Source organism: Actinoplanes oblitus, from assembly GCF_030252345.1.
GTDB lineage: Bacteria > Actinomycetota > Actinomycetes > Mycobacteriales > Micromonosporaceae > Actinoplanes > Actinoplanes oblitus.
In genome coordinates this window covers 9021101-9034565 of record NZ_CP126980.1, presented here as the reverse complement: position 1 = coordinate 9034565, position 13465 = coordinate 9021101, and the positions used below count along the sequence as shown (strand labels likewise).

14 protein-coding genes are annotated in these 13465 nt (G+C 70.7%); 9 read left to right on the top strand and 5 right to left on the bottom strand.

Features of this window, described 5'->3' with window-relative positions; genetic code table 11:
* Positions 1 to 108 precede the first annotated feature (108 nt).
* The gene (locus Actob_RS40250) at positions 109 to 963 is read left to right on the top strand and encodes a biotin--[acetyl-CoA-carboxylase] ligase (protein WP_284917218.1); all 855 of its coding nucleotides are present in this window, start codon (positions 109 to 111) and stop codon (positions 961 to 963) included.
* A 4-nt stretch (positions 964 to 967) separates the two neighbouring features.
* Positions 968 to 1486 (top strand): PH domain-containing protein, encoded by a 519-nt coding sequence (locus tag Actob_RS40245; RefSeq protein ID WP_284917217.1) that lies wholly within the window; start codon positions 968 to 970, stop codon positions 1484 to 1486.
* Here Actob_RS40245 and Actob_RS40240 read toward each other — a convergent pair.
* The 3 genes from Actob_RS40240 to Actob_RS40230 are packed head-to-tail and all read right to left on the bottom strand — an operon-like array spanning position 1476 to position 3351.
* Positions 1476 to 2024 (bottom strand): GtrA family protein, encoded by a 549-nt coding sequence (locus tag Actob_RS40240; RefSeq protein WP_284917216.1) that lies wholly within the window; start codon positions 2022 to 2024, stop codon positions 1476 to 1478. The two genes, Actob_RS40245 and Actob_RS40240, sit on opposite strands and share 11 nt — an antisense overlap.
* Before the next feature lie 9 nt (positions 2025 to 2033).
* Positions 2034 to 2534: a GtrA family protein gene (locus tag Actob_RS40235; protein WP_284917215.1), complete on the bottom strand. Its 501-nt coding sequence runs from the start codon at positions 2532 to 2534 to the stop codon at positions 2034 to 2036.
* A gap of 52 nt (positions 2535 to 2586) precedes the next feature.
* The gene (locus tag Actob_RS40230) at positions 2587 to 3351 is read right to left on the bottom strand and encodes a sigma-70 family RNA polymerase sigma factor (RefSeq protein ID WP_284917214.1); all 765 of its coding nucleotides are present in this window, start codon (positions 3349 to 3351) and stop codon (positions 2587 to 2589) included.
* A 300-nt stretch (positions 3352 to 3651) separates the two neighbouring features.
* Between Actob_RS40230 and Actob_RS40225 the strand changes: the two genes are divergently transcribed.
* The gene (locus Actob_RS40225) at positions 3652 to 5457 is read left to right on the top strand and encodes a phosphoenolpyruvate carboxykinase (GTP) (protein WP_284917213.1); all 1806 of its coding nucleotides are present in this window, start codon (positions 3652 to 3654) and stop codon (positions 5455 to 5457) included.
* A gap of 67 nt (positions 5458 to 5524) precedes the next feature.
* Positions 5525 to 6295, top strand: a complete 771-nt coding sequence (locus Actob_RS40220; protein ID WP_284917212.1) for an isoprenyl transferase — start codon at positions 5525 to 5527, stop codon at positions 6293 to 6295.
* Between the two features lie 119 nt (positions 6296 to 6414).
* On the opposite strand, the gene otsB is transcribed toward Actob_RS40220, so the two are convergent.
* Positions 6415 to 7221 carry a trehalose-phosphatase gene (gene otsB, locus Actob_RS40215; protein WP_284917211.1) on the bottom strand — a complete coding sequence of 269 codons (807 nt, stop codon included), beginning with the start codon at positions 7219 to 7221 and terminating at the stop codon, positions 6415 to 6417.
* Positions 7222 to 7494: 273 nt separating this feature from the next.
* Between otsB and Actob_RS40210 the strand changes: the two genes are divergently transcribed.
* From Actob_RS40210 to Actob_RS40195, 4 genes are all read left to right on the top strand, one after another.
* Positions 7495 to 8913: a PhoH family protein gene (locus Actob_RS40210; RefSeq protein WP_284917210.1), complete on the top strand. Its 1419-nt coding sequence runs from the start codon at positions 7495 to 7497 to the stop codon at positions 8911 to 8913.
* Between the two features lie 189 nt (positions 8914 to 9102).
* Entirely contained in the window at positions 9103 to 9804 is a 702-nt protein-coding gene (locus Actob_RS40205; protein ID WP_284917209.1) for an aggregation-promoting factor C-terminal-like domain-containing protein, read from the top strand.
* A gap of 63 nt (positions 9805 to 9867) precedes the next feature.
* Positions 9868 to 10647, top strand: coding sequence for a S1 family serine peptidase (locus Actob_RS40200; protein WP_284917208.1), 780 nt, complete (start codon positions 9868 to 9870; stop codon positions 10645 to 10647).
* 68 nt (positions 10648 to 10715) lie between these two features.
* Positions 10716 to 11327, top strand: a complete 612-nt coding sequence (locus tag Actob_RS40195) for a rhomboid family intramembrane serine protease (protein WP_284917207.1) — start codon at positions 10716 to 10718, stop codon at positions 11325 to 11327.
* Positions 11328 to 11555: 228 nt separating this feature from the next.
* Here Actob_RS40195 and glpX read toward each other — a convergent pair whose 3' ends face one another.
* Positions 11556 to 12596, bottom strand: coding sequence for a class II fructose-bisphosphatase (gene glpX / locus Actob_RS40190; RefSeq protein ID WP_284917206.1), 1041 nt, complete (start codon positions 12594 to 12596; stop codon positions 11556 to 11558).
* A 248-nt stretch (positions 12597 to 12844) separates the two neighbouring features.
* Between glpX and Actob_RS40185 the strand changes: the two genes are divergently transcribed.
* Entirely contained in the window at positions 12845 to 13396 is a 552-nt protein-coding gene (locus Actob_RS40185) for a DUF4245 domain-containing protein (protein ID WP_284917205.1), read from the top strand.
* The last annotated feature ends 69 nt before the right edge of the window (positions 13397 to 13465 follow it).

Genomic DNA, 13465 nt, shown 5'->3' with positions numbered 1-13465 from the left:
GCGCCGGGCGCAGCCGGCGACGAGCGCCGGCACCGTGCGGCGCGGAACGCACGGGGTGGGCGGGGCCCGGCGGCTGGACCGCGGGGGAGCGGAGCATAGGCTGCCGCAATGGCCGCTTCCGGGTACACCGATCTGGACCGCCCGCCCCTGTCCGAGCGGGCCCTGTCCCGGGCCCTGATCCAGCCCGGCGCCCTCTGGACCCGGCTGGAGGTCCGCCCGGAGACCGGTTCCACCAACGCCGACGTCGCCGACGCGGCCCGCGACGGCGCCCCCGAGGGCCTGGTCATCGTCGCCGAGCGGCAGGTCACCGGCCGGGGCCGGCGCGACCGGCAGTGGGTCAGCCCGGCCCGGGCCGGGCTCTATCAGAGCGTGCTGCTGCGCCCCGGCGTCGCCGACCCGGAGCGCGGCTGGCCGGCCGCCGAGCCGAGGACGCTGAGCTGGCTGCCGCTGCTGGCCGGGGTGGCGCTGGCCGACGCGGTGTCCCGGGTGGCCGGCGTGGAGGCGGCCCTGAAATGGCCCAACGACCTGTTGGTCGGCGACCGCAAGTGCGCCGGGATCCTGGCCGAGATGGCCGGCGACGCGGTGGTCGTCGGCATCGGACTCAACGTCAGCACCCGGGCCGACGAGCTGCCGGCGACCACCGGGGTGCCGGCCACCTCGCTGGGGCTGTCCGGTGCCGGGACGCTGGACCGCGATCCGCTGCTGCGGGCGCTGCTGCGTGGCCTGGAGCGGTGGTACGCGGGCTGGCGGGAAGCCGGCGGCGACGCCGAGATGTGCGGACTGCTCGGCGAGTACCAGCGCCGGTGCGCGACGATCGGCCGGCGGGTCCGGGTGCTGTTGCCCGGCGGCGGTGAGCTGACCGGCGAGGCGGTGGCGGTGGACCGGGACGGTCAGTTGGTGATCCGTACGGTGGATGCCGCGGAACATCGTGTCTCGGCGGGTGACGTGCTGCACGTACGCTGACCGGGTGGCGTTCCCGGCGGAAGTGCTCTCCGAGCAGGAGGAGGTAATCCTCCACCTGCGTCCCCATGGCAAGTCGGTGGTCGGCCCGGTCGTGGTGCTGCTGCTGACCCTGACCGGCCTGACCATGGCCTGGGTGCTGCTGCCCGGCAACGAGGGCGGCCGGATCGGGCTGGCCCTGGTCGCCGCGATCATGCTGTACCACGCGGTGCGTTACGGCCTGGTCCCGCTGGTCGCCTGGCGCTGCACGCACTGGGTGCTGACCAGCGAGCGCCTGCTGACCCAGTCCGGCGTCCTCGTCCGGGAGCGGCGCGACCTGCCGCTGAACCGGGTGAACGACCACGCGCTGACCCAGTCCCTGCTCGACCGGATCTTCGGCACCGGCACGCTGGTGATCGACTCGATCGGCGAGCAGAGCGCACGGCTGTCCGGCGTGCCGCGCGCCCAGCAGGTGCAGACCAGGCTGTACGAGCTGATCGAGCTGAGCCCGGCGGACGAGCCCGACCAGGACGAGGTCAGCGCTTGAGCCGGGTGTCCAGCTCGGCCGCGCTGCCCGGCACGTCGGCCGCGCTGAGCTCGGCGAACCCGGCGGTCGCGTCCATCTCGGTGATCGCGCCCTCGTGCCCGTCGACCGGCGGCTTGAGGAAGACGAAGGTGCGGTACGCCCAGAACCGGAAGACCGTGGCGATCGCGATGCCGATCAGGGTGACGCCGAGGAAGAGCAGCTCGTCGTGCTCCTCGGTGAGGCCGAACCCGTACTTGCCGATCGCCACCATGCCGGACTGGATCACCATGCCGATCAGGTTGAACCCGAAGAACAGGGTGTACTCACGGCGCAGCGCGGTCCGCGTGTGGTGCCGGTACGTCCAGTAGCGGTTGGCCAGGTACGCCAGCGTGGTGGTGATGACCGTCCCGATGACGCTCGCCTTGACCGCGCCGATCGGCAGCGCGACGTAGGTGATCGCCATGTAGAGGAGGGTGTTGCCGGCTCCGATGATGCCGAAGGCGATGGCTTCGGGAGCGAGGCGACGCAGGCGTTCCGTCAGCGAAGGGGCTGAGGGCATAGGGCAACCTTATGGGGACGGGGGCGAGTACGCCGGATCACGATGCGGGACGTCGGTGGCCCGGAAGACGAATTTTCGGTACGACCAGAATCGGAATATGGTACCCAACGCGGTGCCGACGAGTTGGCCCGCGACGTTGTCGGCCGCCTGGCTCCGCAGCGCCGGCCAGATGTCGCCCAGCACGTAATGGCTGATCGCGAGGCAGGCCAGGGTGATGCCCAGGCCGACCGCGTTCAGCACGAAGAACGTCGTGTACTGGCGGGCCAGGTGAGTGTGCTCACCGTGGCGCCAGGTCCAGTACCGGTTGCCGAAGAAGGCCAGTGTGGTCGCCACGACCGTGGAGATCGTCTTGGCTGTCAAAGTCTCGCTGCCGTTGCTCAGCAACAGATTGAATACGAGTAAATCGACGGCGAACGCGGTGCTGCCAACGGTGCCGAACTTGCCCAGCTCCCGGACCAGTGCCCGCAGCCGGGCGCGCCATCCGGACGGCCGCGGTGTGATCGGGGGCACGCAAGCGAGGGTACCGCCGCCGGGCTCGGACCGCTGATCTCGTTGCACAACCTCAACCCGCGGTGCCGGCGTGGTTACGCTGCCGGTACGGACCGTGTCGAAAGCCGTCGATCTCCCGGATCTCCGCGAGCCGGTTCCGGCACTCCGCGCAGCGCCCCAGGTGGGTGCGCATCCGGCGGGCGTCGCGGACGGCGAGCCGGCCGCGCAGCTGACTGCCCAGCCGTTCGCCGGCCCACCGGCACTCCGGGTGCTCGGCCGCGGTGACGTGCTGCTGGAGATAGAGGCTGCGCAACCCCTCGCGGGCCCGGTGGGCGAGGACCGCCACCGCGTTCGGGGTCAGGCCCATCCGCGGGGCCAGCTCGGCGGGGGTGCTGCCCTCCACCTCGGTCTGCCACAGCACGTCCCGCCAGCGGGGTGGCAGCTGCCGGAAGGCGGCCGCCGCGAAGCTGCGCTCCAGCTGGTCGAGGGCCGGGTCGGTGAACGGCTCGCCGGCGTCGTAACGGCTCAGGTCGTCGGTGAACTCCAGCCGGCGGTCCGAGCGGGCGCGCTGGTAGCAGACGTGCCGCATGGTGGTGTGCAGGTAGGCGCGGAACGCGACCAGGGGACCGCGGCCGGCCCGCAGCGACGCGAACACCTTGGCGAACGTCTCGGCCACCAGGTCGTCGGCGTCGGACGGGTCGCGTGCCAGGCCGTACGCGAACAGTCGTGCCGCCGCGTGGTGCCGCTCGTAGAGCGTCCCGTACGCGGCGGTGTCGCCGGCCCGGACGGCGGCGAGCAGATCCGTGTCCGAGTCCACGTCGTTGCCCGGGGTCGTCATTCCGCCTCCGTTTGGCCGGAACTGCGAGGTAAGCCCGATTAGGTGAAAGTCTAAGGCGTTAAGTCCAATTTGCGAAAGTTGTCGGGAGTGGCGGTTCGGCCGGCGCGAGTGCGCGCTCGTGCGCCAAGAGGCGAAGAATCAATCGTCATCGCGCAAGGCGGCCAAAGATTGTGCGGTTGTCCACAGGTTCAACCGATGAACTGCATGGGTATGGGGCTTAACCTGATGTGACTCCCATGACTACAGCCGGAATATCCGGGCGGTCAGTCATTGGTCAGTGCCGACCGAAGGAGCTTCACCTTGTCTCACCCCCACACCTCGCACCCCCGCCTGCTGGCGTGGATCGACGAGGTCGCCGCCCTGACAACGCCCGACCGGATCGTCTGGTGCGACGGTTCGGACGCCGAGTGGACCCGGCTGACCGACGAGCTCGTCGAGTCCGGCGCGCTGGTCCGGCTGGACCCGGAGAAGAAGCCCAACTCGTTCTGGGCGCGGACCGACCCGTCCGACGTGGCGCGCGTCGAGGAACGCACCTTCATCTGCTCGGCCGACGAGGCCGACGCCGGTCCCACCAACAACTGGATGGCGCCGGCCGAGATGAAGACCCTGATGACGGAGCTGTACCGCGGCTCGATGAAGGGCCGGACGATGTACGTCGTCCCGTTCTGCATGGGCCCGCTCGACGCCGAGAACCCGATGTTCGGCGTCGAGCTGACCGACAGCCCGTACGTCGTGGCCAGCATGCGCATCATGACCCGGATGGGGGCCGAGGTCCTGAGCGCGATGGGTGACGACGCGGACTTCGTGCCGTGCCTGCACTCGATCGGCGCGCCGCTCGAGGAGGGCCAGCGGGACGTCGCCTGGCCGTGCAACGAGACGAAGTACATCTCGCACTTCCCGGAGACCCGGGAGATCTGGTCGTTCGGCTCCGGCTACGGCGGCAACTCGCTGCTCGGCAAGAAGTGCTACGCGCTGCGCATCGCCAGCGTCGCCGCCCGGGACGAGGGCTGGCTCGCCGAGCACATGCTGATCATGAAGCTGACCTCGCCCGAGGGCCAGGTCAGGTACATCGCCGGCGCGTTCCCGTCGGCCTGCGGCAAGACCAACCTGGCGATGCTCGAGCCGACCCTGCCGGGCTGGAAGGTGGAGACCGTCGGCGACGACATCGCCTGGATGCGGTTCGGTGAGGACGGCCGGCTCTGGGCGACCAACCCGGAGTTCGGGCTGTTCGGCGTCGCGCCCGGCACCGACTTCCACACCAACCCGAACGCGATGCGCACGCTCGCCAAGGGCAACTCGGTCTTCACCAACGTGGCACTGACCGACGACGGCGACATCTGGTGGGAGGGCATGGGCGAGCCGCCCGCGCACCTGACCGACTGGAAGGGCCAGGACTGGACGCCGGAGTCGGAGGCGCCGTCGAGCCACCCGAACAGCCGTTTCTGCACCCCGATCGAGCAGTGCCCGATCCTCGCCGACGAGTACCACGACCCGCGCGGCGTGCCGATCGACGCCATCCTGTTCGGCGGCCGGCGCAAGACCACCATCCCGCTGGTCACCGAGGCTCGCGACTGGGTGCACGGCGTCTACCTGGGCGCGACCCTGTCCAGTGAGACCACCGCGGCCGCGGTTGGCCAGGTCGGCGTGGTCCGGCGCGACCCGATGGCGATGCTGCCGTTCATCGGCTACCACGCCGGCGACTACTTCCAGCACTGGATCGACATGGCCAAGGGCGCCTCCGGCGACGCGTCCAAGCTGCCCAAGGTCTTCTACGTGAACTGGTTCCGGCGGGACGCCGACGGCGGGTTCCTCTGGCCGGGCTTCGGCGAGAACAGCCGGGTGCTCAAGTGGGTCGTCGAGCGCCTGGACGGCAAGGCCGACGCGGTGGAGACCCCGATCGGGCACGTCGCCACGCCGGCGTCGCTCGACCTGACCGGCCTGGACATCGACCCGGCCGCGGTGGAGGCCGTGCTGCGCGTCGACACCGACGAGTGGCTGGCCGAGCTGCCGCAGATCACCGAGTGGTTCGAGAAGTTCGGCGACAAGCTGCCGGCCGTGCTCTGGGCCGAGCTGGACGCGCTGCGCGCCCGCCTCGCCGACGCCTGAGGGCCGCCCTGCCCGCACCCGCCTCCGGCCGAGGCGGGCGCGGGCACGCGGGCTACCCTTGCCGGTGATGAGTGTGCGCTCGCTGGTCTACTCCTTCTACGAACGCCGGCTCGCCAGGAAACTGGTCGGCAAGCCGGTGCCCCGCCATGTCGGCGTGATGTGCGACGGCAACCGCCGCTGGGCCCGGGAGATGGGCTTCGTCGACCCGAACGACGGCCACCGGGTCGGTGCCGTCCGGGTCAAGGACCTGCTCACCTGGTGTGACCAGTCCGGCATCGAGCACGTCACGCTCTACCTGCTGGCCACCGACAACCTGCAGCGCCCGGCCGCCGAGCTGGACCCGCTCGTCAAGATCATCGAGGACCTGGCGACCGAGCTGGCCGAGGAGGGCAACCCCTGGCGGCTGCGGATGGTGGGCGCGCTGGACATCCTGCCCGCCACGACCGCCGCGACGCTCAAGGCCGCGCAGGAGAAGACCCAGGACCGCAGCGGCGGCGTCGAGGTCAACATGGCTGTCGGCTACGGCGGCCGGCGCGAGATCACCGACGCGGTCCGCTCGCTGCTGCAGCAGCACGCGGCGTCCGGCGGCACCCTGGAGGAGCTGGCCGAGATCCTCGACGTCGAGCACATCGCCGAGCACCTCTACACCCGCGGCCAGCCCGACCCCGACCTGGTCATCCGCACCAGCGGCGAGCAGCGTCTCTCCGGGTTCCTGCTCTGGCAGTCGGCGCACTCGGAGTTCTACTTCCACGACGCGAACTGGCCGGACTTCCGCCGGATCGACTTCTTGCGCGCCCTGCGCTCCTACGGCAACCGCCAGCGCCGTTACGGCGCCTGACGCCGCCCAAGATCAAGATCCGATTTCGGTACGCCGGGAGCGCTCGCGGCGTACCGAAATCGTGGTGACCGGGAGCCGGAGCGGCCGAAAGTGACAGTGCGGGCCGTGGCCCGAAGCGGTCAGAAGCGGGTCAGGCCCTCGGTGAGGAACGCGGCCACCGCGGCCGGCGAGGCGAGCGTGAGGTCGGCGGCGCTGGACACCTCGGCGCCGGTCTCGTCGTTGGCCACGGCGATCGCCATCCCGAAGAAGCCGGGGTCGACCGCCTCCCGCGCGCGCAACGCGTCGAAGGCCTTGATGTCGGACATGTCATCCCCGAAATACCACGCGCAACCGGCGTCGCGCAGGGCCTCGGTGATCACCATGCCCTTGTCCTGGTCGACCGGCGGCTTCAGCTCGACCACCATGCGCCCGCGCTGGATCGCCAGGCCGGCCCGCTCGGCGCGCTCGTGGGCCCACTGCTCGACCTCGGCGGCGCGCTCCGGGCACTCCCGGTAGTGCAGGGCGACGGAGAGCCGCTTGTATTCCACGAAGACCGGCTTGGCCAGCGCGTCCTGCGCCTCGGCGGCCAACTCGGCCATCGGCCGCTCGAACTCCAGGGCGGCCGGCTTGGTCACCACCTCGCCCTCGTGCAGCACCTCCAGGCCGTAGAGGCCGAAGAGGTCGACGTGCTCCAGGCCGGCGAACCGGGACCGCAGGAAGTCCACCGGACGGGCGGAGACGATCGCCACCCGGCCCACCCTGGCGGCCAGCCGCTCCAGCACGGCGGGCACCTCGGCCACCGGCTGGGAGGCCGACGGGTCCTTGGTGACGGGGGAGAGGACCCCGTCGAAGTCGAAGAAGAACGTGGTCCGGGAAGCGTGTTCGACGGTGCGCGCCCACGCGTGGTCGGCGGTCGCGGGATGGGTCGGACGCGGGGTCTCTGCCACGACGTCAGACTACCCGCGGAAGGTCCTCTTTTATGCCAGGCGGAATTCGCTTGGGGCGAGCGTCACCCGGGGGTGCCCGATTTTGCGCACTACCGCGAGAGGCTGTTGACCGCTAGCGTTTGAGTCATGGCACGGGGTCATCCCGAGCCAGCCGGCCGGCCCGGACCTGCGACAACTTGCGCCACAGGGCCCGCAATCCGACCCTGTGCATGTGCCGGCGGCCGGAGGTGGCGGACCGCGGGTGGCGGGTTGCACGCCCGCTGGAGCAGGCCTGTGACATCTCGCCGTACCGATGCCGGTGTCGCCCCCTCATCCGACCCGGCCGACAAGGTGACCAAGACCCGTGCCACCGCCACCCGACGCAGGGTGCGCGACCGGCACGCCGACGCCGAGCCCGCCCCCGCTGGCAAGGTCTTCGTCCTGGACACCTCGGTCCTGCTGTCCGACCCGGCGGCGTTCCGCCGGTTCACCGACCACGAGGTGATCGTGCCCCTCGTGGTCATCTCCGAACTGGAGGGCAAACGTCACCACCCCGAGCTCGGCTGGTTCGCCAGGCAGTCCCTGCGGATGCTGGACGAGCTGCGGATCAAGCACGGTCGCCTGGACCAGCCGGTGCTCTGCAACGACGAGGGCGGCACGCTGCGGGTCGAGCTCAACCACGCGGACCAGAGCGTGCTCCCGCACGGCTTCCGCAACGACTCGAACGACACCCGGATCCTGTCGGTGGCGCTCGGGCTGGCCGCCGAGGGCCGGGACGTCACACTGGTCAGCAAGGACATGCCGCTGCGGGTCAAGGCCGCCTCGGTCGGCCTGACCGCCGACGAGTACCGGCACGGCCAGGCCAGCGATCCCACCTGGACCGGCATGGCCGACCTGGAGCTCGGCGAGGACGAGGTGAGCGCGCTCTACGGCGGCGAGGAGCTGGCGGCCGAGGCGGCGGAGAACCTGCCCTGCCACACCGGCCTGGTGATCCACTCGTCGCGCGGCTCGGCGCTGGGCCGGGTCACCCCGGACAAGACGGTGAAGCTGGTCCGCGGCGACCGGGACGCCTTCGGCCTGCGCGGCCGGTCCGCCGAGCAGCGGGTGGCGCTGGACATCCTGCTCGACGAGCAGATCGGCATCGTGTCGCTGGGTGGCAAGGCCGGCACCGGCAAATCCGCGCTGGCGCTCTGCGCCGGCCTGGAGGCCACCATGGAGCGCAACCGCCACAAGAAGGTGGTGGTGTTCCGTCCGCTCTACGCGGTCGGCGGCCAGGAGCTCGGCTACCTGCCCGGCAGCGAGGCGGAGAAGATGTCGCCCTGGGCGCAGGCGGTCTTCGACACGCTCGGCGCCGTGGTGCACGCCAACGTGGTCGAGGAGGTCCTGGCGCGCGGCATGCTCGAGGTGCTGCCGCTGACCCACATCCGCGGCCGCAGCCTGCACGACGCGTTCGTGATCGTCGACGAGGCGCAGTCGCTGGAACGCAACGTGCTGCTCACCGTGCTGTCCCGGATCGGCCAGGGCTCGCGGGTGGTGCTCACCCACGACGTGGCCCAGCGGGACAATCTGCGGGTCGGCCGGCACGACGGGGTGACCGCGGTGATCGAGGCGCTGAAGGGGCATCCGATCTTCGCCCACGTCACCCTCACCCGTTCGGAGCGGTCACCGATCGCCGAGGTGGTTACCGACCTACTGGAGGACATTCCCCTGTGAGGTGACGCCAGCGCGGATCTTTTGTCCCGAATGTAGTAAAAAAGTCGGTGACTAAAATCACAGATCCGCGCTGGCATTTCACATCCCCGTCACCCTGCGCCATGGTGTCTGGCGGGCACCGTGCGGTGGTGGACGTTGACGATCGCGTCGTCGAGGTGCCCGTTCTTGCCCCCGACGAAGGGATCCTTCGTGAATCGGCTCTGGAGCCGGCTCGGAGTTCGCACGGCGTCTGTCGGTCTGCTGGTGGCGGGTCTCGGCGGCGGTGTGTACCTCGGACAGGACCGCGACGATCAGCGGCAGAGCGCTCAGTCGCAGCTGGTCATGCAGGCCGACGCCGAAGAGCTGCAGCTGCTGAAGACCCGCCAGGCGCAGCACGCCGCGGCCCGCGCCTACCGCACCACAGCGGAGGATGCCGCCGCCGCGAAGGCCGCGGTCGAGGCCAAGGCCGCCGCGACCAAGGCGCACACGCTGGAGAAGAAGGCGATCGCCGCGAAGGCGGCCGAGGAGAAGGCCGCCGCGGAGAAGAAGGCCGAGGAGTCGGGTGGGCCGGTCGCGTACACCGGGCCGGTCCCGTCCTCCTGCAGCGAGTACTCGGGCGCGAAGAAGACCGGCTGCGCGCTGATGCTGGACGCCGGCTTCAAGATCGACCAGTTCCCCTGCCTGGAGAAACTCTGGGACCGGGAGAGCGGCTGGAACTACAAGGCCACCAACAGCGGCTCCGGGGCGTACGGGATCCCGCAGGCGCTGCCCGGCAGCAAGATGGCCTCGGTCGCGGACGACTGGAAGACCAACCCGGCCACCCAGATCAAGTGGGGCCTGGGGTACATCGAGGGCCGCTACGACACTCCCTGCGGCGCCTGGAACCACTCCGAGAGCGTCGGCTGGTACTAAGACCCGGCAGCAAGGGCCGCGCGGCATGCCGTGCGGTCCTTTTTGCTGTGATCAAATGTCCATATGGTCCGGAATGTCGCTTCGCTCGTGCTGGCTGTCGCCGTCGCGGTGGCGATCGCGCCGGGTGCCGCGGACGCGAGCGGCCGGCCGGTTCTCGAGGTGGTCGGCGGTAACGTCGCCAAGGCCGGCGAGTTCCCCTGGGTGGTCCGCCTCTCGATGGGCTGCGGCGGGGCGCTGACCGCGCCCCGGGTGGTGCTCACCGCCGGCCACTGCGTCGACGGCACCGGGCCGGCCAGGAACATCACGGTGACCGCCGGGGTGACCGACCTGAAGGCGAGGAACGCGGTCACCGCGCACTCGCTCGAGGTGATCCGCGCCCCCGGCTTCCAGACCGAGACCCGCGGCGACGACTGGGCCGTGATCAAACTCGACCGGGTGCTCACCCTGCCCACCCTCGCCCTGGTCCCGGACGCGAGCAGCGACCACGGCGACGTCACCGTGATGGGCTGGGGGCAGACCCGGGAGGGCTCGCTGCGGCAGGAACGCAAGCTGCACTACGCGACGGTGCCGACCATCCCGGACGCCGCGTGCGCGAAGTCCTACCTCGCGGCGAAGGTCACCCTGGTCACCACGGACTCGATCTGCGCCGGGCGGCACGGGGTGGACACCTGCCAGGGTGACTCCGGCGGCCCGATGGTGCGGCGCGGCCGGGACGGGCGGTGGGCCCAGGTCGGCATCGTGAGCTGGGGACTGGGCTGCGCCCGGGACGCGTATCCCGGGGTCTACACGCAGATCTCCAGGTTCCGTACCGCGATCCTGGCCGCCACCCGCAAGCTGTCCTGACCCGTCACCCGCGCGGCCGGTCCCGCCGTCGACTGGCCGGGGGTGCGGCCACCTGCGAGCATCGAGAGATGAGTTGGGCCCCCGAGACGCGCGCCGACACGGCTGCGAAGTTCGGCACCGAGGCTTTCTACGCCTCCCTGGGTCGCGCGTTCGTCACCATGTGCGCGATCATCCCGATCCTGTTCCTCATCGAGGCACTCGACGTCGCCATCGGGTCCGGCACCCTGGACCTGGCCGGCGGCATCCTCCCGCACCACCTCGACGGCCTGGACGGCGTGCTGTTCAGCCCGTTCCTGCACGCGGGCTGGGACCACCTCTACGGCAACGCGGTGCCGCTCATCCTGGTCGGCACGTTCGCGCTGGCCGGCGGTGGGCGCCGGTTCATCTGGTCGACGCTGACCATCATGCTGATCAGCGGGATCGGTGTCTGGTTCATCGGCGACCCGGGCACCGTGGTGGTCGGCGCCAGCGGCGTCATCTTCGGTTACCTCGGCCTGCTCGTCGGCCGTGGCCTGGTCGAGCGCAGCTGGTGGAACCTGGCGGTGGCCGCCTTCATCGGCCTGCTCTACTGGTACCAGATCTACAACATCCTCCCGACCGACCGCGCCGTCTCCTGGCAGGGTCACCTGCTCGGCCTGGTCGGCGGCTTCGTGGCCGCCTTCCTGTTCCGGCGCCGCTGATCCGGCGACGTGCTCGTCTCCACTGTGCACACGTGCGCGGAAACAGCGTTCGCCGGGTTCGGTCACCCGTCACGCACGCCGTCTCCGCTCGCCATGACCGGCCGGTCCGGTGCCCGGTTCGGGGGCGTCCCGGAGCGCGGCGGCGCTCCGGTGCCCGGTCCGGGTGCGTCCCGGAGCGCGGCGACGGTCCGGTGGCCGGGCCGTCGCCGCGCTCGCCGGGAAGCCGGGTCAGATGATCGGGTCGTCGCCCATCGGCACGGTGGGCAGGTGCCCGTCGAAGTCGACAGCCGAGTAGAGCGCCAGTTTCTCCAGGCGGTGGTAAGAGTCGATCACCCGGATCGTGCCGCTCTTCGAGCGCATCACTATCGACTGGGTGTGCGCGCCGCCCGCGCGGTACCGCACCCCCTTGAGCAGGTCGCCCGAGGTGACACCGGTCGCCACGAAGAAGCAGTTGTCCCCGGTGACCAGGTCGTCGGTGGTGAGCACCCGGTCCAGGTCGTGCCCGCCGTCGATCGCCTTCTGCCGCTCGGCCTCGTCGCGCGGCCACAGCTTCGCCTGGATCATGCCGCCGAGACACTTGATCGCGCAGGCCGCGGTGATGCCCTCGGGCGTCCCGCCGATGCCCATCAGCACGTCGACGTCGGACTCCGCCCGAGCCGCCGAGATCGCCCCGGCGATGTCGCCGTCCGAGATGAACTTGATGTTCGCCCCGGCCTGCCGGACCTCCTCGACCAGTTTCGCGTGCCGCGGCCGGTCCAGGATGCAGACGGTCACGTCGGAGACGCTGGACCGTTTCGCCTTGGCGATCCGGCGCAGGTTCTCCGCCGTGCCGGCGTTGATGTCGATCACGTCGGCACAGTCCGGGCCAACCGCGATCTTGTCCATGTAGAAGACCGCGGAGGGGTCGAACATCGCCCCGCGCTCGGCGACCGCGAGCACCGCGACAGCGCCGGGCATGCCCTTGCTCATCAGGGTGGTGCCGTCGACCGGGTCGACGGCGACGTCCACCTCCGGGCCGGTGCCGTCGCCGACCCGCTCCCCGTTGAAGAGCATCGGCGCTTCGTCTTTCTCACCCTCGCCGATCACCACGACGCCACGCATCTGGATCGAGTTGATGAGCTTGCGCATGGCGTCGACGGCGGCACCGTCACCGCCGTTCTTGTCGCCGCGGCCGACCCAGCGGCCGGCCGCCATGGCGGCCGCCTCGGTCACGCGGACCAGGTCAAGGGCGATGTTGCGGTCGAGATCCTGGGGAACCCGGGCAGGCATGTCGGCCTCCTCGCATCGTTGCGGGGCTGGTGGATCCCCCGATCCTGGCATCTCGAACGTGCCAAGTCCCGGTTCAGCGACATGGTTAACAGTGACCACCGGTCCGGGCGTGCCGAAGTTCCGTCGAGCGGTCGTCGGTGGTGGCCGCCGGTGCGGGCGTGCTGAAGTTGTGTGGAGCGGTCGTCGGTGGTGGCCGCTGGCCTGGACGTGCCGGACCCGGGTTCGTTGACATGGGCGACAATGGCCACGTGGAACCCGCTGCTACCGAGACCGCACCCGCCCAGCCGCGCCTGACCAAGCGGGAAGGCCGGTCACCGCGCGACATGGCGCTGTCACTGTTGGTGCTGATCGTGCCGATCGCGCTGCTGCTCGTCTTCTACCGGGTGGTGCTCAGCGGTGACGAACCCCTGACCGTCGACCCGGGCTCCTCGATCGAGGTCGCGTCGAAGGAGTTCACCGTGCTGAAGCCGACCGGCCTCGGCGACGACTGGCGGGTCTCGGCGGCCACCTTCAAACGGGAGAGCGGCGGGGCCACCCTGCGCATCGGTTACGTCGACCCGGCCGACGACCCGGTCCAGCTGGTGGAGAGCACCGTCCCGGCGGACACCCTGGTCCCGGCCGAGGTCGGCCGGGAGGGCAAGCGGACCGGCGCCTTCCGCACCGACGCGCACGCGTGGATGGTCTATTCCGGCCGCCCCGGCGAGACCGCACTGATCCTCACCGAGGGTGACCGCACCGTCCTGATCGTTGGCAAGTCCTCCGAAGCGAACCTCGAAAAGCTCGCCGCCTCCCTGAGGTGACCGGCGGCCCCGCGTCCCGGCGCGGCGGTCATCGGGGCGTGCCACTTGCGCGGCGCTGTAGTCGCGGTT